This window comes from Janthinobacterium sp. TND4EL3 (assembly GCF_900156175.1).
Taxonomy (GTDB): Bacteria; Pseudomonadota; Gammaproteobacteria; order Burkholderiales; family Burkholderiaceae_D; genus Janthinobacterium.
This window is the reverse complement of the sequence record NZ_FTMV01000009.1, coordinates 153,758-176,105: the sequence shown is the minus strand read 5'-3', so window position 1 is coordinate 176,105 and position 22,348 is coordinate 153,758. Positions and strand designations below refer to the sequence as shown.

Here is a 22,348-nt window from a genome sequence, read left to right as displayed (position 1 = left end):
GTCAGATGGTTTCCTTATTTTATTGCGCCGCCAATCCCAGTTTCACTCCCACCAGCTTGCCCGGTGCCGCGTCTGTTTTTTCCGGCGCACCGGCGCTGACCCTGGCCGGCGGCGTGCCGTCCTGCTGCAGAGCCGCCAGGATGGCTGCGCTGCGCTGGGCGCCCAGCTTGCTCAAGGCATCGGCAGGCAGGGGCTGTTTGGCTTCCAGCTGCTCGCGCAAGCCGCTGTAGAAGGCGCCCGTGTCGGCCACTTGCGGCTCGCCCTCGATCAATTTCCCCAGGCGCTGCAGGACGGGGATTTTGGCCGCCGCCGGCGCGGAGGCGCTGGATGCCGCCGCAGTGGCTGGTACGGCCGACTCCGCCGCTTTCTTTTGCTTGTCCAGCTCGGCCTTGCCGAAGCGCTCCGCGTACAGCTCGCGCAGGGCGCCCCGTATCTTGCGTTCGCCCAGGTTCAACGGTCCCGCTTCTTCGCCCGCTTCCAGCTTGATGCCGGCCTTGGCGGCGACGGCGCGGCGCACGGCCTGGGCGCGCAGGGCGGCCCCGTCCGTGTCGCTGTACTGGCCCGGCACGGCCAGCTTCAGCTGTTCGCGCTTGGCCAGGATGTGCGCCACCTGCTTGAGCTTTTCCCGCTCGGGCGGCAGCAGCACGGCGCTGCCCGCGTCGAAATCGATGGCTTCGAGCTTGTCGGCGCTGATGCCCAGCAGGTTGCCCAGGGCGCGGAACGGCGCCGTGACGATCTTCGTCAGCACATTGCCGACGGCTTTCCAGATCAGGGCGCCATAGCTGAATTGCGGGTCGTTCATGTCGCCCGACACGGGCAAGCCCAGGTCGATGCGCCCGTCGCTGTCCTTGAGGATGGCCAGCGCCAGTTCCAGCGGCAGTTTCAGGGCGTCCGGGCTGTCGATGCGCTCGCCCAGGGTCAGCTTGTCGAGCACGATCTGGTTGGTGCCGTCGAGCTGGCGGTTGCGTACCTTGTACTGCAAGTCCAGCGAAATCTTGCCTTCGGCCACTTTGTATCCGGCGAACTTCATCGTGTACGGCGAGGCGGAGACCATGTCGACATTCTTGAAGACGACGTTCAAGTCCGTGTTGTCGGTCGGGGCGAAGGGATTGAGCTGTCCCCGCACGCGCGCCAGGCCGAATTCGTCGATGCGGCCGTCCAGTTCGATCTGGCTGCGCGCATCGCGCCTCGTCGACAGGCCCGTGACGACGCCATTGAGTTCATAGATCTTCGCCGCAAACTGGGGCCGCAGGCTCAGGTCGGCAAAGTCCAGCTTGGCATTCTGCAGGCGCACGCGGCGCACGCGCACGGGGAAACCGGCGTCGGCCGCTGGCGCGGTGGCGGTGGCGGTAGCAGGAGCGGGTGCCGTGGCCGGCTCCGGCGCCTTCACCAGCAGGCGCTGCGCGTTCAGGCTGCGGTCGTTTTCGATGATCAGCTGGGCATTCGGTTCCACCACGCGCAGTTCGGGGATGTCGACAAAATCGGGGCCGACGCTGGCCGTCAGCTTGTCGGCGCGCACGCTCTTCCATGAAGCAAAGCGCTTGCCATCCGTTTCATTGAGCACGAGGCCGGCGATGTCCACGCCGCCCACATAGCGCAGCTTGGGCGCCTTCGGCGCGCCGCCGCCCGTCGTCAGGCGGCCGCTGCCGGACACGGCGCCGCCCGCCAGCTTCAGTTTCAGATGCTGCGCCAGCAGCGGTTGCACGGGCGCCAGGGCCAGCTGCTTCAGGTTCAGCTGCGCATCGACGGCGCCCGTGCCCGGCACGAACTTGCCGCTGGCCGTCAGCAGTCCGCCCTCGCGCAGGCCCACGCCCAGTTCGAACGGCAGCGCCTGCTTCATGTCGTTGCTGGCGTTGTGCAGCGACAGACGCGCATCCTGCACATTGACCTTGATGCCCGTGCCCGCATCGTCGACACGGGCGCCAAACTTGCTCAGCTCGACCTTGTCCACCGTCGTGGTCCACGGTGTGGACGGGGCGTCCTTGCCCGCGTCGGCCTTGCTGTCAGCAAATACGGGCAGCTTTTGCGCAATCGCAAACTCGCCGTGGCGGTTGCGCGCCAGGTCGATCTGCGCGCCGCTGGCCGTCACGGCGCCCAGGTGGACGGTATGCGCGGCCAGGTCAATCTTGCCCTCAGTAAAACCCAGCTGGGCCAGCTTGAACGGGGTTTGCGTGCCCCGTTGCATGGCCAGATCGGCCAGTGCAAAGCTGGCGCCGTCGATCACGGTAGCCATGCCCGCTGGCCCCTGCTGCAGGCCCAATTGCAATTGCAGTTGCAACTGTCTGGCGCTCAACTGCAGGGCCGGGGAGACGGTTTCATCGATGGCGGACACGTCCACGTTGGCCAGGGCCACTTGTTTCAAGTCCACTTTCCACTTGCCCGGCTTGGCGGGCGCGGCGGAAGCTGCCGGTGCAGGGGTGCCAGGCAGCATCAGGTTTGCCACGTCGATCTCGCCCTTGCTGTCGCGGCGCACGGCCACCTTGCCGCCGTCGAGGCTGATCTTGCCCACCGTGACGCTCTGGCGCGCCAGGTCCACGTCGGCGCCCGTGACGGCCAGGGTGGTCATCGCCGTGAATGGTTCTCCCTTGCCGTCCCGCACCAGGGCCAGGTCGCGCAGGGCCAGGCCTGCGCCCTTGAGCGTCGCTTCCAGCGTGCCGTCCGCATAGGAAAAGGCGTAGGGCAGGCGCGCCGACAGCTTGCCGCTGGCCACCGTCGCCCGCGTGTACGCTTTCAAATAGGCGGCCAGGCCGGGCAGGGAGGCGTCGGTCAGGATCAGTTCGCCATCGCCACGGATGGGGTTTAGCGAAGCCGTGCCGCGCCAGTGCAGCTTGCCGCCGCGCGCCGCATCGGCGCTGAAGGTGTAGCTGCCGTTGGCGTCTGGCAGGGTCGAAATATTGTCGAGCGAAAAGGCGATGGGGGTGAAGTTGTCCGTATAGCCCGCCTTCTGGTCTTGCCATTCCACTTTGCCTTGTTCCAGCGCAAAGTGCCCAATGACGAGGCGCGGCATGCCGCCTTCGCTCTTTTCCGGATGCTTGCGTTGCCAGGTGGCAAGCACTTCGGCCAGGTTGAACTTGCCGTCCGGCGTGATCGTCAGATGTGCCTGCGGCGCCGTGATGCGGATTTCGGCCAGGCTCCAGGCGCGGCGCACGATGGATTTCCATTCCAGCTGCACGGCCAGGGCGCCGATGGACAGCAGCGGCGCAGCCTGGTCGCCAGGCGCTTCCCTGAAGGCGATCTGCTCCGCTTCCAGGCGCAGGGTAAACGGATTGAAGCGCACGTCGGCGATGCTGGCCTGGCGCGCGAGTTCTTTCTCGGCAAATTTGGGCAGTTGGTCTTTAATGACGTAGGGCACCAGCCAGAAGCCGGCCGCGCTGTAGGCGGCGAGGGCGCAGCCGGTGCCGACGGCCCAGCGCTGCCAGCGTTTCCAGCGAAATGTTTTCGTCTGCACGCTTTTCTTGTCGATTGTGTTCACGAACTTACCTTTAGTATCTTGTTGGGCGGCGCGTCCTGCGCGCCGTGACTGTCAGTATGCCTCTTTGCGAGCTCATCTGCAAAATTCAAACGTGTTCAAGTGACAACAGGCGCCTTAAGCACCTGTTTATCCCATGAAACTCCCACAATCGCACGGATTGCCATTCATTCATTGCGAATGATTCTCGTTACGGATATCATGCCGCGTAACCTGAAGTTTCCTTTTATTAATGTTGTCTGTTGAAAGTCCCGTCTTTATGCGCGTCGTATTTCCTTTTTTGCAACTACTTCCAGTGGCTGCCGCCTTGTCGCTGGCCTTCGCCACCCACGCGGCCCATGGCGCCAGCGGCCAGGACGACCTGACGGCTGGCGATGAGAAAGTCATGCAAGCCGTGCAGGTGACGGGCGCCCGCGCGCGCGGCCTGGTGCCCGTCACGACGGAGGCGGGCAGCTTTCGCGGCGCCAACATCATGGACGTGCCGTCGACCGTCAACGTGATCACGCGCGAATTGCTGGAGCAGCAAGCCGTGTCCGGCCTGTACGATGCCGTGCGCAACACTGCCGGCGTGACGCGCCAGCAAAACGGCGGCGACACGTGGGATCAGCTGGTCATCCGCGGCATCGCCGTGGAAAACCGCACGAATTACCGCCTCAACGGTTCCATGCCCATCATGAATTTCTCGCAAGTACCCATGGAAAACAAGGAGAGGGTGGAAGTGCTGAAGGGCGCCTCGGCCCTGTACTACGGTTTTACGTCGCCGGCCGGCGTCGTCAACTTCGTCACGAAGCGGGCCGGCAGCAAGCCCGTCACCAGCATGGGCTTGAGCCTCGATGACAGTGGCAGTGCCGTAGCGCATGTCGACGTGGGCCGCCGCTTCGGCGCGCAGCAGGAATTCGGCGTGCGCGTGAACGCCGCCGGCGGCACCCTGGGCTCCTACCTCGATCATGTCGGCAACGGCAACCGCAGCTTTGTTTCCACGGCGCTGGACTGGCGCGTGACAAATAAACTGCTGCTCAAGGCGGACCTCGAATACGACCGCCGCAAGGTGACGGAGCAGGCGGGCGTGGCCTTGCCGGCCACCGTGAAGGGCGTGATCAGCCTGCCGCGCGCCGTCGACCCGCGCAACTTGATCGGCCCCGACTGGTCGCATTTCGAGGCGCAGACGAAAAACGCCCAATTGCGCGCCGACTACGCCATCTCGGACGGCTGGGCCTTGACGGTGGAGGCGGGCCACTCGGAAACGGCGCGCGACCGCCGCCTGGCGATCTTTCGCCTGAACAACGCGGCGGCCCTGGCCACGGGCGCGGGACGCATCACGGGCAATATCCAGCACAGCGTGACGGCGTCGGATCTGCTGCGCGCGGAACTGGCCGGCAATTTCCACACCGGATCGGTTGCCCATGAACTGACCCTGGGCGCCTCGCGCACGGACAAGTCGCAAGATCCTATCTACCAGAGCAATTACACGATCGCGTCGCAAAACCTGTACCAGCCCGTGCCCGTGACGACTGTCGTGTTCGGTCCCAAGCCGACGGCGCCCACGACGGCCGCGCTGGAGACGCGCGACACGGGCCTGTACGCGCTCGACCGCATGGTCTTCGGCCCGCAATGGCAAAGCGTCATCGGCGTGCGCCGCAGCAGTTATCAGAGCGACCAGGGCGCCAGCCACTACGATGTCAGCAAGACGACGCCGATGGCCTCATTGATCTACAAGGCCACGCCCGAACTGTCGTTGTACGCGTCCACGGCGCGGGGGCTGGAAGAGGGCGAGACGGGCCCGACGGGCACCGTCAACCAGGGCGTCAAGATGGCGCCCGGCGTGAGCAAGCAGAAGGAGCTCGGTGCGCGCTGGCTGACGCCGGCCGGCACCCTGGTTTCCGCCGCGCTGTTCGACATCACGCGCCCCGGCTATTACACGAATAGCAGCAATGTCTTTACGTCGGATGGCGAACAGCGCTACCGCGGCCTGGAACTCTCGACGCAGGGAAAATTGACGCGCCAGCTGTCCTGGCAGACGTCGGCCCAGCTGCTCGACCCAAGCTTTGCCCGCATCAACGCCGACTACAATGGCAAGGCGCCGGAAAACGCGTCGAAGCGCACGGCCAGCGCCTTTCTTGCCTACGCGTTTGACGCCGTGCCGGGCCTGTCCGTCAACGGCGGCGCGTATTACTACAGCGCCCGTCCCGTCAACGACCTGAACCAGGCTTTTCTCGGCGGCGTGAGCCTGTTCAGCGCGGGTGCCCGCTATGCGAGCCGCGTGCTGGACAAGGCCGTCGTGTGGCAGCTGAACGTGGAAAACCTTGCCGACAAGCGTTACTGGGCCGGCGCGGGCACGCGGCTGGCCTCGGGCGCGCCGCGCGCCATCAAGCTGAGCGTGAAGTTGGATTTGTAAGCCAGGCTTGACTTGGACCCTGTGCGCAAGGGCCTTGCCCTGATACAATGTTGCCATGTTCATCAGCAAAGGCAAGGCCGGCATCGTCCTGTGGATCGCGTGTATCGCCATCTTCCTGGCCACGCTCGCCCCTACGGTGTCGCGCGCGCTGACGGTCGCCAGCGGCCTGGCCGTGCCCAGCCTGGAAATCTGCTCGGTGGCGGGCGGCATGAACATGTTGCCCGCAACATTGTCCACGGACGCGCCTGATACTTCCAAGAGCAGCATGCGCATGGGCGATTGCCCTTGCTGCAGCATGCATGCGGACACCTTGTCGCTTCCGCCCACCTCTCTCGTGCTCGCTTCCGGCGAGCTCATTACGGGCTTGCTGCCCGTGCTGTTCTACCAGTCCGCCACGCCGCTGTTCGCCTGGACGCCCGTCCAGCCCCGTGGCCCGCCCGCCGCTTTCTGATCTGTCCTTTCCCTGAACTGCCTTGCGCGCGCGTGCCGTGCGCTTGCGTCCGTTCGCCTTACCCATACAGAAACTGAAAGCAGCACCATGAAACATTTACCGTTCTTGATTTCCCTCGCCATCGCCATGCCCGCCGTGGCGCAAACGCGCCCTGAAGAGGTTATGCCTGAAATGAAAGTCATCGTCGCGGGCGTCAGGGAGGGCTACCGTCCCGCCGCCGACACGGCGCAGATGCTCTCCAGCACGCCCGGCTACAGCGTGGCGGCAGGCGGTGGCGTGTCGGGCTTGCCTGTCGTCAATGGTTTTGCCGATGACCGCCTCAAGATTCGCATCGATGGCATGGAGTTGACGTCCGCCTGTGCCAATCATATGAATGCGCCGCTGTCCTACATTGATCCGCAACAAGTGCAGCGCATCCGCCTGATCGCGGGCGTGACCCCCGTCAGCGCGGGCGGCGACAGCATCGGCGGCACCATCGAGGTGCAATCGAACGCGCCCGTGTTTGCCCAGCCGGGCGCAGGGCTGCTCACGCAAGGCAGCCTTGCCGTGTCGGGGCGCAGCGTCAACAACAGCGTGGCGACCAGCGTGAACGCCTCGGCCGCCAGCGACACGCTGAGCATCGGCTACAGCGGCGCCACCACGCGCGGCCACAGCTATGAAGATGGCCACGGCAATAAAGTGCTGGCCAGCATGTACGAAAGCATCAACCAGGCCATCGTGCTGGCGGCCAAGGGCGATGGCCAGCAGCTGACCCTGCGTGCCGGCGTGCAGCACATCCCGTACCAGGGTTTCCCCAACCAGTACATGGACATGACGGACAACCACGGCCAGTTCGCCAACCTCGCTTACCAGGGCACGTTTGCCTGGGGCGTGTTCGATGCGCGTGCCTACTGGCAGCAGACGGACCACGAGATGGGCTTTTTCTCGCCCGAGCGCAAGGGGGCGATGCCGATGATTACGCATGGCCGCAACACGGGCTATGCGCTGATGGCCAGCCTGCCGACGGCGGCGGGCGAGTTGCGCCTGGGCCAGGAATGGCACGGCTTCCGCCTTGACGACCACTGGCCGGCCGTGCCCGGTTCCATGATGATGGGGCCGCGCACCTACCTGAACATCAATGATGGCAAGCGCGACCGCACCGTGCTGTTCGGCGAGCTGGAAACGCGCCACGATGGTCGCTGGACGAGCGTGCTGGGCGTGCGCGGCGAATCCGTGCGCATGGATGCGGGCGACGTGCAGGCGTATGGCACCAACATGATGAACATGCCGGACCTGATGGCGGCCAGGGCCTTCAATGCGCGCAGCCGCAGCCGGCGCGACACGAATATCGATGCCACGGCGCAAGCCACCTTCACGCCGGACCTTGCCAGCAGCTACGCATTCGCGCTGGCGCGCAAGGTGCGCTCGCCCAACCTGTACGAGCGCTACTCGTGGGGCCGCGGCTCGATGGCCATGACCATGACCAACTGGTTTGGCGACGGCAACGGCTATGTGGGCAGTATCGACCTGAAACCCGAGACGGCGTACACGGCGGCGTTCACGGCCGACTGGCATGGCGGCGGCGAAGAGGGCTGGTTCCTGCGCGTCAACCCGTATTACAGCAAGGTCGACAATTACATCGACGTCGACGTGCTGGCGTCTTTCCACCCGTATATGAAAATGGGGGCCAACGGCAACCTGCTGCGCTTTGCCAACCACGACGCCAAATTGTACGGCGCGAATGTGGCCTGGCAGTTGCCGCTGGCCAGCAGCGCGCGCTGGGGGCGCTTCATGGCGACGGGCAATGCCGCATACACGCGGGGCAAGCGCAGCGATGGCGGCGACCTGTACCGCATGATGCCGTTCAACGCCTTGCTGGCCGTCGAGCACAGGCTGGGCGCCTGGAACAGCCGCATCGAAACGAAGATCGTGGCCCGCAAGGACAAGGTCGATGCGCGCCGCTTCGAACCGGAAACGGGCGGCTATGCCCTCGTCAACCTGCGCAGCAGCGTGGCATTGAACAAGATGGCCAGCCTGAGCGCCGGTGTCAGCAATCTGTTCAACCGCGCGTATGCGGATCCGCTGGGCGGCGTGTACTTGTCCGGCCTGAAGGCGAACGGCGGGGCGCTGCAAGCCTTGCCGGCCGAGGGCAGGTCGATTGATGTGGGCTTGCAGCTGACGTTCTAGGGCCGGCACGCAAGCGATGGCGCCCGCCTGGCGTCTCCTGGCAACAGACCGGGAGCGCCAGGCGGGCGTGACAATGTGCGCATGTTTCTTCCCGGTAATTTGTTATCCTGCATGGCGTTCTGTTGCGCGATAGCGAGGGCGGTTGCCGTCGCAGCAAGGCAGGCAGACTGATATAAGGGTGTACATGATCGCATTTAAAGATTTTCGCTCGGCGACCACGGGCAGTCCTCTTTCCGATGGCATCGACCGCTCGCTGGTACTGGCCAATGAATGGCTGCTGAAAACGGGCGTTCGGCCCGTCAACATCGAAACCATCACGGAAACGAGGGGCACGATGGCGGTCAGCCAGGTCGAGCGAGGTTTGCGGGTGTGGTATGAAGTGGCGGTCCTTCCCCTGAAAACCTGAGCAGTGCAAGCAGGCTATCCCCAGGCCACCGGCCGCAGCGCCATCAATTTCCGCCGCCGTTCTTCTTTCTCCGTGACCCCGTCAGCACGCGCAGCGCAGTGGCGATCGGCACCTTGTTCCGGGCCAGGTAGGCGGCGGCCGTGGCCGTATCGAGCATTTCCTGGAAAATAATGCCGACCTCGACCTTTTGGGCCGTCAAATCGTCCTGCCTTGCGCAGTCGATGATATCCATATTCGTTGCAATGACTTTGTCGTTCTTGGAGCGCATTTTTGCCTCGGTAGAAAAGAGAAAAAATGTCTCCTTTATTTGCCTTTAAGATAACTTATTTTTGTGACTTTGTGGAAATTTTTCTTTAATCGATAGTGCATTCAAGAATTAAATTTAGCTATGGGCAGCGATCACGGCTGCCCGCTGTGGATCTTGCTTAACGGAACATTCGGCTGCATAGTAGGCACTGCAAACAAAGGCGGATACCTGACGCTGTGCGCATCGTCGGTGAGCCACGGTTGAAATCACAACTTTTCGTAGCCCAAAAATATGACAAGTAACGCCAAGCTGGCAGTGTTGATCGATGCGGACAATGCGCAGGCGTCGATTATCAAGGAATTGCTGACGGAGATATCCACCTTTGGTACCGCATCGGTGAAGCGCGCCTACGGTGACTGGACGACGCCGAATCTGAAAGGATGGAAGGAGATCCTGCATTTGATGGCCATCCAGCCGATCCAGCAATTCAGCTACACGACAGGCAAGAATTCGACGGATTCGTCGTTGATCATAGACGCCATGGATTTGCTGCACTCTGGAAAGCTGGACGGCTTTTGCCTGGTATCGTCCGACAGCGACTTTACGCGCCTTGCCACGCGTATTCGTGAATCGGGACTGGCCGTATATGGCTTTGGTGAAAGAAAGACGCCACCGGCCTTCGTCGCCGCCTGCGACAAGTTTGTTTATACGGAGATTTTGCGGCCCGTGACACCGCCGCCATTGGCCGGCAAGCCGCAAAAAGCGTTGCAGGCGCTGGCGCCTGTCTCCCTCGACGCCGATACGCGGGAAGTATTGCGTAAGGCCATCATCGCCGCAGCGCGGGACGATGGTTTTGCGTCCTTGGGTAGCGTCGGCAGTCTGATCTTGAAGAATAACCCGGCCTTCGATCCGCGCCACTATGGATGCCAGAAATTGAGCGAACTGGTGCGCCGTCTTCCTTTCGTGGAAATCAAGGAAGTTCAAAGCGACAAGAATCCCGCCATGCATCTGTACATCAAACTGAAATAGGGAAGAACGGCTTGATCCGGCGCATCACAGATGACCTGCCGTCATCCATTGCCTGAACAACCATCGTTTGCCAGCCGCGCCCGGATGCGGTCTAATCATGGCTTGTTCCTAGACGAGCTTGCCATGCTGCCCACTCCCGCCATCGCCGCGCTGCGCGAAAAATTTCCCCTGATTAATGAACTGACGGCTTTGCAGCCCTTGAGCTGGTTCAATCCCGCCATCGCGCCGGCGGCCGAGGCCTTGAACGACGTGGGCTTGACGGCGGCTGACGTGGCCGATGCCAGCGCGCGCCTGGCGCGCTTTGCGCCCTACCTGGCGAAAGCGTTTCCGGAAACGGCGGCCAGCGGCGGCGTCATCGAGTCGCCCGTCGTGCCGCTGCCCGCCATGCAGGCGGCGCTGGATTCGGCATTAGACATGACGAACGGTCAGCTGTGGCTCAAGCAGGACAGCCATCTGCCCATTTCCGGCTCGATCAAGGCGCGCGGCGGCATCTATGAAGTGCTGAAACACGCGGAAACGCTGGCGCTCGATGCCGGCTTGCTGAAGGAGGGCGACGACTACAGCCTGCTGGCCAGCGACGCCGTGCGCGCCTTCTTTGGCCAGTATGCGATCGCCGTCGGCTCCACGGGCAACCTCGGCTTGTCGATCGGCATCATGAGCGCGCGCCTGGGCTTTCGTGCCACCGTGCACATGTCGGCCGACGCGCGCCAGTGGAAGAAGGATACATTGCGCAGCCATGGCGTCACCGTCGTCGAATACGCAACCGATTACAGCGTGGCCGTGGAAGAGGGGCGCAAGCAGGCCGAGGGCGACCCCAGCTGCCACTTCGTCGACGATGAAAACTCGCACGACTTATTCCTCGGCTACGCGGTGGCGGGCCAGCGCCTGAAGGCCCAGTTCGCCGCGTCCGGGGTCACCGTTGACGCAGATCATCCCCTGTTCGTCTATCTGCCGTGCGGCGTGGGCGGCGGCCCCGGCGGCGTGGCCTTCGGCCTGAAGCTGGCTTTTGGCGACTTTGTACATTGCGTCTTCGTCGAGCCGACCCATTCGCCGTGCATGCTGCTGGGCGTGCACACGGGCTTGCACGAGGGTATCAGCGTGCAGGAGATCGGCATCGACAACGTCACGGCCGCCGACGGCCTGGCCGTCGGGCGGCCGTCCGGCTTCGTCGGACGCGCCATGCAGCGGCTGATCGACGGCTATGTCACTGTCACGGATGAAGAACTGTACCGCCTGCTGGCGCTGCTTGAGCAAACGCAAGGCTTGCGCCTGGAGCCGTCGGCCGTGGCCGGTTTCGCCGGCATCCCCGCCGTGCTGGCCGCGCCGCCATACCAGGCGACGCTGGCGCAGGCCACGCACCTGGTGTGGGGCACGGGCGGCAGCATGGTGCCGGCGCAGGAAATGGCGGCCTACGTGGCCCGTGGCCGGGCCTTGCTGGCGGCCGGAGCCGCGTGATGCCGCCCGGTGCGCCGGGCAGGGCAGCGCCCGGGGCCGCGCTCGCGGCCGGCCAGTTCGCCAACCTGCACACGTTTCGCGTGGCGGCGCGCCACGCCAGCTTCGCGCTGGCGGCGCAGGAACTGGCGCTCACGCCCAGCGCCGTCAGCCACCGCATCGCGCGGCTGGAAGCGGCCCTGGGCCTGCGGCTGTTCCAGCGCCTGACGCGGCAAGTCAAGCTGACGGCCGACGGCGAGCGCATCTTTGCCGCCCTGCAAATCGGCTGGGACAGCCTGCATGCGGCGCTGGCCGGCGGCGATGCGCTGGCCGGTGGCGTCACCGTGCATGCGCGCCCCTCGGTGGCGCAGTGCTGGCTGGTGCCGCGCCTGGCGGGGTTTGCGGCGCAGTATCCGGAGGTGTCGCTCGACTTGCGCGTGGGAAATGATAGCGTGGACTTTCGCGCCGGCCAGGTCGACCTGGCCTTGCACTATGGCGATGGCCACTTTCCCGGCCTGGCATCGCGCAAGCTGATGGACGAATGGCTGGCGCCTGTCTGCAGCCCGCACTATGCGCGCGAACACGGTTTGCTGGAGGCAGCGCACAACTTGTCCGGCGCGACGGTGCTGCACGATACCCTGGCTTGGCCCGCCTGCGCGCCCGATGCCGAGTGGCGCCTGTGGCTGGAAGGGCGGGCGCCCGAGGTGAGCTTGCCCGCGCGCAGCCTGCGCTTCGACCGCGCCGACCTGTGCGCGCAGGCGGCCATCCACCATGCGGGCGTGGCCATGGGCCGGCGCCAGCTGGTGCAGCCGTGGATAGCCAGCGGCCAGCTGGTGCTGCCGTTCGGCGGTTTTGCCTTGCCCAGCCCGCAGGCATATTACCTCGTGCATGCCGCGCGGCCGCTGCCGGCGCGGGTGCAGGCGCTGCTGGACTGGCTGCTGGGGCAGGCTATTTGATACACTGCGCCCCTTACCGGCATCAGCGCACCAAGGAAACACCATGCACGCATCATCCCCTCTGACTTTCACCGTACCGCAGGAATTGCGCGCCTGTGCGCTCGCCTGCCTGCTGGAACCGGACCCGGCCACCAAGGTGGCGATGGTGGCCGCCATGGCCGAGGCGCCGCTGGCGCTCGACGTGCAGGCGGCCTTGGCGCCCACGGGCGCCGTGCCGGGCCGTCCCGAACGCCCGGAACTGGTGCCGCCGCGCCTCGTGGGGCGGCGCTCGATGATCACGCCAGAAGGGCGCGCCATGCTGGTCCACGCGCTCGCGCATATCGAATTCAACGCGATGAACCTGGCGCTCGACGCCCTGTGGCGCTTCCCCGACCTGCCCTTTGACTACTACACGGACTGGCTGCGCGTGGCCAAGGAAGAGGCGACACACTTCGCCATGCTGCAGGCGCATTTGCAGGTGCTGGGCCACGCGTATGGCGACTTCCCGGGCCACGACAGCTTGTGGGAAATGGTCGACAAGACGCGCGGCGACGTGCTGGCGCGCATGGCGCTGGTGCCGCGCACCTTGGAAGCGCGGGGCCTGGACGCGATTCCGCCGCTGCGCGCCAAGCTGGCGCAGGCGGGCGACATGGCCGCCGCCGCCATCCTCGACATCATCCTGCGCGACGAAGTAGGGCATGTGGAGATCGGCAACCGCTGGTACGGCTACCTGTGCGATCAAAGGGGCCTGGAACTGCGCGCCACCTACGCCGAGCTGGCGCTGCGCTACGAAGCGCCCACGCTGCGCGGCCCGTTCAACCTCGAAGCGCGGCGCCGGGCCGGGTTTTCGGAGCGGGAATTGGCCGACCTGCCATCCTGATTCCACGCAGCGCATTCGGTCAGATTGCACGTGGCGGCGTCTGCCGGCCCCGGGCGCGGCAGGCGCTGCAGGGATGGGCCTGGCGTCGAGTATCCAGCGCCATGCCAGGTAATGCGGCAGCTAGCACGTCGCCACGCCGTGAAAGGGCTGCAGCCATGCGCGCAGGCGGCCGTGACAAGCGTTGCCATATACAGTCAGACAGCCGGGACAGAGCAAGCTTCCTGGAAATCCCCTGCTTAACGGTGACAGAGCATTTATTTTCAAAAAAATAAATAAAAAGATGGATTAATAGCTAGCCCTTCCTTACTCTCGTGGTTTTTTCAGATGGTAGGGATTGAAATGAAGTTGAATGATACAGGGCGGGATGGCCAATCAAACTATCTGTTGACATTGGAAGAAATCATGTCCTGGCAAATTAACGATACTTTGCCTCGGCGCGACAATGAAAACAATGCGCCTATATACGCTGAATTGCCCGCACTGCAACGCGGAGCCGTCTGGAAGGCGGCCAAAGTCGAAGCATTCTGGGACTCGCTGATCCGTGGTTTTCCGATAGGATCGCTGCTGCTGTCTCCTTATGATGAGCGGCTCGGGCATGCCGAGTATAAATTGGGAAACAATACCGCGCAAATTAATCAGGGGAGCCGTTTTCATTTGCTCGATGGCCAACAGCGCGCCACTGCTGTGGCGATCGGCTTTCTGGATGTGTGGGCAAATCCGCAATATAGCGAAGGGCCGGCCTTGTGGCTCGATCTGGGGAATAACAGCCCCGGCGGTGATCGTGCCTTCCTCTTTCGCTTGCTGACCCGTTCCCATCCCTGGGGCTACAGCGCACGGGATCCGGAAACGCGCCTGAAACACGCGCAAATCCGTTCAGCATTGGCATGCTTTCGCAAGGTGGCCCAGGACCCGACTGCCCGTGGAGCAACCTTGCCGCTGCAATTGGCGTGGCCGTGGGACGCGGTGTGTCCCATGCCGGTTTCAATTTTATTGAAGGCTGCCGTGCACACGGACTGGCATGCGGAATTGCTGCGCTTATTATCGGCATTGCCCATGTGGCATGACGATGCCGTGGTAAATGACGGCAGTAGTCTAGTTGCTCAATGGAAAAAAGCGTTGGAGGGTGAATTCCGCCCCCGTCTGGAATGGATTATCGATGCATTGAGCGCAGAATTGCGGATGAGAACGATCCCCGCCATTATTATGCGCGAGCGTGCATTACCAATGGCAATGCAGGAAATTAATTCCCAGGAGCGCAGCGACCCATCCGTCGATGCGGTTGAAACTTTATTCGTGCGTATTAATACGGCCGGCGTTCCGCTCAGTACCGAGGACCTGATCTATTCTTCACTCAAGGCGGTGTGGCCCGGTGCGACGCTGGCATTGGAAAGCCTGTTAGGCAAGCAACGTATCGTGGCGCCTGAACATATGGTGACCTTCCTGTATCGTTTGCACCTGGCATTTTCTGAAGACCGCAATAATGATAAAGCGCCGTTGACGCCCGATGTTGCCACTTTTCGTTCCGCCTTGAAAGACCCCGCCAGGCTGGAGGCTTTTCAAGCCTTCGTCGTGGAGCGGGCGCGCCTTGGCACCATCACGCAGTTATTCGACCTCGTGCGCCTGGCAGGCCCGGACGACAAGGCGGCGTGGAAATTACCACCGACGTTGGCCGCAGGCATATTTTCGGGTGGCAAGGGCTTGGATCTGCTCTTTATCAGTGCTGCCTGGATACTGCGCCTGGAAAAGGCGGGGATAGGCGTAGGCCAGCTATCGGCAAGCCAGCAGCGACGCTCGCTGGGATTTCTCGTGGCAATGGCCGAATTTGCCGAGTCGCCCGAACAGTGCGTGGCGCGCCTGTGGGAAGCACTGCACTCGATTGCGGATGATATGTTGTTGCCTGATTTTTTCAATGCCAAGCGCTATCAGCTTTTGTTGCCAATACATCATGGCGGGCTGGTGATGTTGCCCCTGGTGCCGCCTGCTGTGCTGGCACAACTGATACGTAGCCGCGTCACGGCGGGGCAAAAAGGATTTCCGGGGCCAAACCATGCCGATTTCTGGCGATCCGAATCGCTGTGGACGCATTACTATTCGCGACTGGTGCCTGACAATTTCAGCCAGCTTGAATCCGGTTTGCGCGAATGGCTGCAAGGGCAGAAGCTGGACGGAACAAACACCGATGACACAGATGCGGCAACGCTCACGGGGCGCCGCCACCTTGCCTGGCAGCGCTTCTTTGACCGCCTGTGGGACAAGCGCGCCCTCGTCGACTACGCGCAGCGTGGCTGGCTCATGCGATGGTTTCCCGATTACGATCCAACGCTGCCCGGGCAGATGGAAGACGTGAACCGCCCGTGGGACTACGATCATATCCATCCGCAAGCCTTGCGTTGCAATGAGGCGCCGGGCGCGATCCGCGACTGGCATCGCTCGCTGGGCAATTTGCGTGCCTGGCCGCTGGAGCTCAATCGCGCGGATCAGCACGCTGCACCCGCCGACAAGCTCGATGCGGCGCCAGACCGCGATGACCGGAATTTCGGCATGCATGCGGGAAGGGACGTGCGCAAGGCCAGTTTCATCGAAGAAGACCAGGAGTGGGCATTTTGGCGCGATAGCGTCCCTGCGGGCAGCCAGTTCGATCCACGTTATCTTGCCAAGTATCCCGACTTTGAGCACGCCTGCCGCGCATTGATCCTTGCGACAACGTCACGCTTTTGTTCGATTTACGCACATTGGTTCGATCAACTGGCCCTTGGGGAATTGCAGCGCGAATAAGTATCCGTGTTCAAACCGCGTGGGCGACAAGGTGCTGTCGCCCACGCGTCGCTATTGCCGAGCCTGTCAGCTTTGTCCTACCCATCTCGCCGGTGCCGTCCGATTGTGTGCATGTTGGAAACACGCAATGATGATGTCAACGCTGCAACAACCCACCGATGGAGTATGCGATGCACAAGCCAGTCAAGTCCCGCCAGTTGAACAAGCCATTCCTGCTGATCTGCCTGTTTACCTTCTCGACCCTGGCGGCCACGCTCGTGCATACGGGCGAGGCACAGCAGGCCGGCACGGTGCCGGCACCCGTGGCGCGCGATGCGGGACATGGCGGCACGTCCCTGTGCAATAGCGATGCCTTCAAGCTGTCGGCCCAGTGCCAGCCGGGACGCCAGGCTTGATTGAAGGGGCGCCTTGCAGCCGCTGCTGCAGCAAGGCGAGCACGGCCGCTTCTTCCGGCGCCAGCGCGGGCAGCTCTTCGCGCAATTGCTGCTGCGCCCGTGCGCGCATGCCTTCCAGCAAACTGCCCTCCAGATACGATTCCAGCACGGCCGGGTGCACATAGCATTTGCGGCAGATCGTCGGCGTATTGCCCAGTTTTTTTGCCACCGACTCGATGGCCTGCACGATATTCTTCTTTGCCTGCGCCTGGGAATCGACCTGTTCGAACGCCTGCAAGGCCAGGGCGGCCAGCAGGGTGCCGGACCAGGTGCGGAAATCCTTGGCCGTGTAGTCTTCGCCCGTCACTTCGCGCAGGTAGTCATTGACGTCGCCCGAGTCGACACCGTGGCGCTCGCCGTTCTCATCGACATATTGAAACAGTTCCTGCCCCGGCAGCTCGCGCATGCGCGCAAGCACCCTGGCCAGCTTGCGGTCGCTGAGGCGGATGTCGTGGCGCACGCCGCTCTTGCCCTTGAAGTGGAATTCCACGGCGCTGCCGTCGACCTGCAGATGGCGCGTGCGCAGGGTGGTCAGGCCGAACGATTTGTTCGCGCGCGCATATTCTTCGTTGCCGATACGCATCATCGTCAATTCCAGCAGGTGCACGATGGTGGCCAGCACCTTTTCACGGGGCAAGCCGGGCAGCTGCATGCCGCGCGCGACGGCGGCGCGGATGGCGGGCAGTGCGCGGCCAAAGCTGAGCATGCGTTCGTACTTGACTTCGTCGCGCACCTGGCGCCAGCGCGCATGGTAGCGGTATTGCTTGCGGCCGCGCGCATCGCGGCCCGTCGCCTGCAGGTGGCCGTTGGCGCGCGGACAGATCCACACGTCCGTCCAGGCCGGCGGGATGGCCAGGGCGCGGATGCGTTCCAGCGTGGCGTCGTCGCGCACGGGCTGGCCGTCCGCATCGGCATAGCGGAATTTCCCCGGCGTGCCGAGGCGGGCGATGCCGCCCTGGTGGTCGCCCGTGTAGCGCAGGCCGGCGGCGCGGGCGGTGGTGGTGGCGGAGATATCCATGCTTTTCCATGTAAAGTGCGTTGCCGGGGCGCCGCGCGCCTGGCGCGCCGTTATGCTAAGGTGCGCATTCGTAACGCCGTGCGCGGCAGACAGGAGCAGCAGATGTTTGGCAGAAAAAAGAATCTGGAAGAAGACCACGCCCCCCAGGCCAACAAACAGTATGAAAAAAAGTACACGGAAGACAGCTTCTGGGACAAGGTCGTCAAGTTCGCCAAGACGGCGGGACGCGAAGTCATCGAAAAAGCCCTGTGGCTGTACTACGCGGCCCAGCAGCCGAATACCCCGCTGTGGGCCAGGACGGCCATCTATGGCGCGCTCGGTTACTTCATTTCGCCCATCGACGCGATTCCCGACATCACGCCCGTGGTCGGCTATGCGGACGACCTGGCCGTGCTGGCCGCGGCCGTCGCCACGGTCGCCACCTACATCACGGCCGAGGTCAAGCAACGCGCGGCCGAGAAGCTGCGCGGCTGGTTCGGCGCCTAGCCGGCGGACGCTGGCTGGCCCGGCCGGCCCTTGACGGCGTTGCGGTACTTGTCCCTGGCCGCAGCCTGCTTCACGGCTTCGCTGGCGATGTTCTGCGCCCTGATGCGGGCTTTTTCACTCTTGCTGTGCTGCTGCGCCACGTCCTTGTTGCCGATGCGATTGGTCATGCTGGTCTCCCGGTAGTGGTAAGGTCCGACCGGCACAGCATACCTGGCTGCCCGCGCGCCACCGTGCGTCCGCTCACACAAACGCCTGCCTGGCTGCCGCCCGTTTCGCCGGCGCGCCGCTGCCGCCATGCGCCAGCAGGCGCCGCACGACTTCCTTCTGAAAAGTACGAAATTCCTTGTCGGCGCTGACGTTGGCGAAGGCCAGTACGGCCGTCTTGCTGGCGCGGTCCACGCAGACGATGGAGGCGGCCCCGGGATCGTTGCCGCTCATGGTGGCCAGCGGCGTGCCGTCGACGTCGCGCATGATCCACATCAAGGCCTGGCGGGCGGCCAGTTCGGCCGGCGGCAGGCTGGCTTCCTGGGGCGCGAAAAACAGTTGTAAGGTGGAATCCTGCAGGTAGCGGTGGCCATCGACCCGTCCGCCATTGCTGAAAATGGCCAGGAAACGGGCGAAGTCCTGCGCCGAGCTGCGCAGCAGGCCGGCCGGCCAGTCCGGATAGCCGACGGGCGGCAGCACCTGCACGCCCGCTTCCCTGGGGGCATACGGCTGGGCCACGACGGTGCGCCGGGGCAAGCCTGCCAGGCTCCAGGACGTGTGATCCATGCCCAGCGGTTCGAACAGCTGCTCCTGCGTGAGCACGTCGAGGCTGTCGGGATTCAAGCGCCCCACGAGGTAGCCGAGCAGGGCCACGCCGACGTTGCTGTAGCGCCATTCCGTGCCGGGGCGGGCCGCGAACGACAGCTCCGCGTCGTACCAGGCACCGCCGCGCGACAGATAGCCCTTGAGGAAGTCGCGCAGCGGCAAGCGCGGGTCGCCCTGCACGGCAAACGCCGTCGTCTTGTCGTACACGGCGTCGGAAATGCCCGAGGTGTGGCTGAGCAGATGGCGGAAGGTGATGGGCACGTCGGGAAACTTCGGATGCATGAGGGGGAAGTCCAGGTAGGCCGCCACCTTGTCGTCGAGCTGGAAGGCGCCCTGTTCCAGCAGCAGCATGACAGCCGTGGCCGTGACGAGCTTGCTGACGGAGGCGGTGTGGAAGGCCGTATTGGCGTCGGCCTTCCTGCCGGCATCGATGTCGGCCCAGCCATAGCCGCGCGCGAACAGGGTTTGCTCGCCGCGCACGACGGCCACCCCCATGCCCGGCGTTTCCGTGCGCGCCAGGCCATCGTGCATGAAGGCGTCGAATTGCTGCTCCCATGCCTGCCTGGCCGGATCGGTGGCGCAGCCCGTTTGCAGCAGGGCCAGCGATACGCCCAGTCCCAGCACACTTCTTCGTTTCATCGATTCTCTCTTGGCCGTTTTTAATTATCTTAACAATATTTTCCGCTTTGCCACGGCTAATTGAGCAATCATTGCTGTGCAGCAATGACAATCGCGCCGTGCCGCCCTTATTTGCGCCAGAGCTGCTGCAGCAGGGGCTTGACCGTGAGGCCGTGGGCGACGATGGAGACGATGATGACGACGATGGCGATATCGGCCAGCTCGCGCGCCAGCGCGAGCGGCAAGCCGTGGGCGATGGCGTAGCAGAGGTAATACAGGGAGCCGATGCCGCGCACGCCGAACCAGGCGGCCAGGCTGCGCAGGCGCACGCCGGTGCCCGAGGCCAGCAAGCCGAGCATCACGCTGGCGGGGCGCGCCACCAGCAGCAGGAACAGGGCCACGCTCCACGCCTGCCAGCTCCAGGCGGCAGCCGTGACGGCGCCGCCCAGCAGCAGCACCAGCGTCAGTTCCGACAGGCGCTCCAGGTGTTCCTTGAAGACGAGCGCTTCGCCGCTGACGGTCAGGGGCACGGCGCTGTCGTGCGGCCTGGCGGCGGACACGGCGTGGGTTTCCTCGGCCTGCAGCAAGCCTTGCCGGTCCTTCGGCGCACCGGCCAGCACCAGTTCCGTCTGGCGCAGGGCCACGCCGGCGAAGAACACGGCGAGGAAGCCCCAGGCATGCATGGCGCTGGCCAGGCCGTACACGAGGGCGATCAGGCCCAGGCCCGCCAAGTCATCGAGCACTTCGTGCTTGGGCTCCTTGGCGCGCAGCTGCCAGCCCAGCCAGGCCAGCAAGGCGCCGCCGGCCACGCCCAGGGCGATGGCGCCCGCGCTGGCCCAGAACAGATCGCGCCACAGCCAGGTGGCGCCGTGCGGCCCCAGTTCATGCAGGCCCAGCAAGCCCATTCCCAGCATGACGAAGGGGAAGCCGCTGCCATCGTTCATGCCCGCCTCGCTGGTCAAGATGAAGCGCAATTGCTCGCTGTCGCCCGCATGGCGCAGCTGCACGTCGGTGGCCAGCACGGGGTCGGTGGGGGCGAGGATGGCGCCCAGCAGGATGCCCGCGCCCAACGGCAGGCCCAGCACCAGGCAGGAAAAGGCCGCCACCAGGGCCACGGAGACGGCCATCGACAGCCACGCCAGGCGCAGCGAGGGCAGCCAGCGCGCCAGGCTGAACGGTACGGGCATCTTGACGCCGGCGGAAAACAGGGAGATGAGGACGGCGATTTCCGTCAGGGTTTCCAGCAGGGGCGCCTGCTGCAGCAGGTCGAAGGCAAACAGGCCGAGGAACATCGGACCCAGCAGCAGGCCCACGCCCAGATACGCCATGGCCGAGGTCAATGGCAGGCGCGCGATGCCGTCGGCGCCCAGGCCACGCGCCAGCATCAGGCAGCCGATCAGGATGAACCAGGCGGTGGTGCTCATGCCAACCATTGTAGCGGTGCATGGGCCAAGGCAGCGCGCCGCAGGCTATTTTTACGCCTTGTACAACTGTACCGTATCGTTCTGCGCCTGCATGGCGTGCAGCTCGATGGGGTCGTGCGTGGCGCGCAAGCGGGGCAGGCCGTGCGGATAATTGGTCGTGATAAAGGCCAGCATCTGTTCGCGCACGATGCAGCGCAATTCGAACGCCGTGCCTGAATCCACCGCGCTGATCAGGAAACGCACGCGCACGGCCCGCTCGTTCGAATCCGTCGCCTGCACGGTGCAGACGCGGCCGTCCCATTGCTTGGCCGATGCGCAGATGCGCGTCAGTTCCGCCCGCAGGGGCTCGATAGGGATGCTGAAATCGAGCCACAGGAACACGGTGCCCAGGATGTCCGAGGAGGTATGCGTCCAGTTCTCGAACGGATTTTCGATGAACCACTGCAGCGGCACGATCAGCCGGCGTTCGTCCCACACGCGCACGACCACGTAGGTGCCCTTGATTTCCTCGACCGTGCCCCATTCGCCATTGACGATCAGCACGTCATCGATGCGGATCGGTTGAGAAAACGCAATTTGCAGCCCTGCAATGAAATTGCCGAGCACGGGGCGGGCGGCGATACCGGCTACCAGACCCGCCACGCCGGCCGAGGCCAGCAGGCTGGCGCCGATCTGCCGCGCGCCGGGCAAGGTCAGCAGCACGAAGGACACGCCCAGGAGGACGACGATGGCATGCGCGCTGCGCGTGAGCACGCGGGCCTGGGTGATCCGGCGCCGCGCGCGCAGGTTGTCGGCCGCGTCGACGGGATTGATCTGGGAAATCGTGATGCTGAGCGACTCGATGCATTGCATGGCCAGCCAGGTCAGCGCGATGATCAGCGCCACGCTGGCCAGGTGCGACATGGCGACGAGGCCCGGCGTGTCGTCGGGCGCGCTGGCCAGCACCATGCGCAGGCCGAAGACGATCAGGCACAGCTGGCTGGCGCGGAAGGCCACGCGCGCGACGTTGCTGGCCAGCGCGTGGCCCTGGGCCAGTCTTTTCAGCAAGCCGATGCCGGCCCGGTGCACGCCGATGGCGACCACGGTGACGAGCAGGGCGGAAACGAGCACGGTCAGCGCCGAGCGCAGCGGGCCTCCCATCAGCGAGTGAAACGTGCTGAGATCCATAGGCGAAAACTCCTTATTGATAAGTGAAATGGATGTCGGAAGCGGCTATTTTACGGGCAGATGACGTCACGGGGACGTGCGTTGCCGAACGGATAAGGTTGCCAGCAAGGTAGATACTGGAAGCCGCTACCTGGCCCGGCCCGCCGCTTGAAGTTTCACGACAGAAAGCAAGGGAACGGCGCCCCACTGGAAACATGGCCATACTTG

18 protein-coding genes are annotated in these 22,348 nt (G+C 64.2%); 11 read left to right on the top strand and 7 right to left on the bottom strand.

The window, feature by feature from the left end:
• Positions 1 to 19 precede the first annotated feature (19 nt).
• Positions 20 to 3,472: a DUF748 domain-containing protein gene (locus tag BXA07_RS15845; RefSeq protein ID WP_244556296.1), complete on the bottom strand. Its 3,453-nt coding sequence runs from the start codon at positions 3,470 to 3,472 to the stop codon at positions 20 to 22.
• A gap of 229 nt (positions 3,473 to 3,701) precedes the next feature.
• Here BXA07_RS15845 and BXA07_RS15840 point away from each other — a divergent pair, with 229 nt between their 5' ends.
• The 4 genes from BXA07_RS15840 (at position 3,702) to BXA07_RS15825 (ending at position 8,887) form a co-directional block, all read left to right on the top strand.
• On the top strand, positions 3,702 to 5,864 hold the full coding sequence (locus tag BXA07_RS15840; protein WP_076568859.1) for a TonB-dependent siderophore receptor: 2,163 nt from the start codon (positions 3,702 to 3,704) through the stop codon (positions 5,862 to 5,864).
• A gap of 55 nt (positions 5,865 to 5,919) precedes the next feature.
• Complete coding sequence (locus tag BXA07_RS15835) at positions 5,920 to 6,315, top strand: DUF2946 domain-containing protein (RefSeq protein ID WP_076568858.1); 396 nt, start codon at positions 5,920 to 5,922, stop codon at positions 6,313 to 6,315.
• A gap of 87 nt (positions 6,316 to 6,402) precedes the next feature.
• Positions 6,403 to 8,481: a TonB-dependent receptor gene (locus tag BXA07_RS15830; protein WP_076568857.1), complete on the top strand. Its 2,079-nt coding sequence runs from the start codon at positions 6,403 to 6,405 to the stop codon at positions 8,479 to 8,481.
• A 184-nt stretch (positions 8,482 to 8,665) separates the two neighbouring features.
• Positions 8,666 to 8,887, top strand: coding sequence for a hypothetical protein (locus BXA07_RS15825; RefSeq protein WP_076568856.1), 222 nt, complete (start codon positions 8,666 to 8,668; stop codon positions 8,885 to 8,887).
• 43 nt (positions 8,888 to 8,930) lie between these two features.
• Here the strand turns inward: BXA07_RS15825 and BXA07_RS15820 are convergent, their stop codons facing one another.
• The gene (locus BXA07_RS15820) at positions 8,931 to 9,119 is read right to left on the bottom strand and encodes a hypothetical protein (protein WP_139335608.1); all 189 of its coding nucleotides are present in this window, start codon (positions 9,117 to 9,119) and stop codon (positions 8,931 to 8,933) included.
• Between the two features lie 306 nt (positions 9,120 to 9,425).
• On the opposite strand from BXA07_RS15820, the gene BXA07_RS15815 reads away from it, so the two are divergent.
• From BXA07_RS15815 to BXA07_RS15790, 6 genes are all read left to right on the top strand, one after another.
• Complete coding sequence (locus BXA07_RS15815; protein WP_076568854.1) at positions 9,426 to 10,163, top strand: NYN domain-containing protein; 738 nt, start codon at positions 9,426 to 9,428, stop codon at positions 10,161 to 10,163.
• Between the two features lie 123 nt (positions 10,164 to 10,286).
• Positions 10,287 to 11,618 (top strand): D-serine ammonia-lyase, encoded by a 1,332-nt coding sequence (locus BXA07_RS15810; RefSeq protein WP_076568853.1) that lies wholly within the window; start codon positions 10,287 to 10,289, stop codon positions 11,616 to 11,618.
• Positions 11,618 to 12,550 carry a DNA-binding transcriptional regulator DsdC gene (gene dsdC, locus BXA07_RS15805; RefSeq protein WP_076568852.1) on the top strand — a complete coding sequence of 311 codons (933 nt, stop codon included), beginning with the start codon at positions 11,618 to 11,620 and terminating at the stop codon, positions 12,548 to 12,550. The genes BXA07_RS15810 and dsdC overlap by 1 nt, the downstream gene beginning before the upstream one ends.
• A gap of 43 nt (positions 12,551 to 12,593) precedes the next feature.
• A complete protein-coding gene (locus BXA07_RS15800) occupies positions 12,594 to 13,409 on the top strand; it encodes a ferritin-like domain-containing protein (RefSeq protein ID WP_076568851.1) in 816 nt (271 codons plus the stop codon).
• 339 nt (positions 13,410 to 13,748) lie between these two features.
• Complete coding sequence (locus tag BXA07_RS15795) at positions 13,749 to 16,184, top strand: DUF262 domain-containing protein (protein ID WP_170909676.1); 2,436 nt, start codon at positions 13,749 to 13,751, stop codon at positions 16,182 to 16,184.
• A 170-nt stretch (positions 16,185 to 16,354) separates the two neighbouring features.
• On the top strand, positions 16,355 to 16,579 hold the full coding sequence (locus BXA07_RS15790; RefSeq protein ID WP_139335607.1) for a hypothetical protein: 225 nt from the start codon (positions 16,355 to 16,357) through the stop codon (positions 16,577 to 16,579).
• Here BXA07_RS15790 and BXA07_RS15785 read toward each other — a convergent pair.
• A complete protein-coding gene (locus tag BXA07_RS15785) occupies positions 16,539 to 17,636 on the bottom strand; it encodes a DNA topoisomerase IB (RefSeq protein ID WP_076568848.1) in 1,098 nt (365 codons plus the stop codon). The genes BXA07_RS15790 and BXA07_RS15785 overlap by 41 nt on opposite strands.
• A 102-nt stretch (positions 17,637 to 17,738) precedes the next feature.
• On the opposite strand from BXA07_RS15785, the gene BXA07_RS15780 reads away from it, so the two are divergent.
• A complete protein-coding gene (locus tag BXA07_RS15780) occupies positions 17,739 to 18,122 on the top strand; it encodes a YkvA family protein (RefSeq protein WP_076568847.1) in 384 nt (127 codons plus the stop codon).
• Here the strand turns inward: BXA07_RS15780 and BXA07_RS30820 are convergent.
• The 4 genes from BXA07_RS30820 to BXA07_RS15765 all read right to left on the bottom strand — a co-directional run bounded on the left by BXA07_RS30820 (position 18,119) and on the right by BXA07_RS15765 (position 22,141).
• Complete coding sequence (locus tag BXA07_RS30820; protein ID WP_170909675.1) at positions 18,119 to 18,289, bottom strand: hypothetical protein; 171 nt, start codon at positions 18,287 to 18,289, stop codon at positions 18,119 to 18,121. The two genes, BXA07_RS15780 and BXA07_RS30820, sit on opposite strands and share 4 nt — an antisense overlap.
• A 73-nt stretch (positions 18,290 to 18,362) precedes the next feature.
• Complete coding sequence (locus BXA07_RS15775) at positions 18,363 to 19,571, bottom strand: serine hydrolase domain-containing protein (RefSeq protein WP_083708319.1); 1,209 nt, start codon at positions 19,569 to 19,571, stop codon at positions 18,363 to 18,365.
• A 107-nt stretch (positions 19,572 to 19,678) separates the two neighbouring features.
• Entirely contained in the window at positions 19,679 to 20,974 is a 1,296-nt protein-coding gene (locus BXA07_RS15770) for a cation:proton antiporter (RefSeq protein ID WP_076568845.1), read from the bottom strand.
• Positions 20,975 to 21,025: 51 nt separating this feature from the next.
• A complete protein-coding gene (locus BXA07_RS15765) occupies positions 21,026 to 22,141 on the bottom strand; it encodes a mechanosensitive ion channel family protein (protein WP_076568844.1) in 1,116 nt (371 codons plus the stop codon).
• Positions 22,142 to 22,348 lie beyond the last annotated feature (207 nt).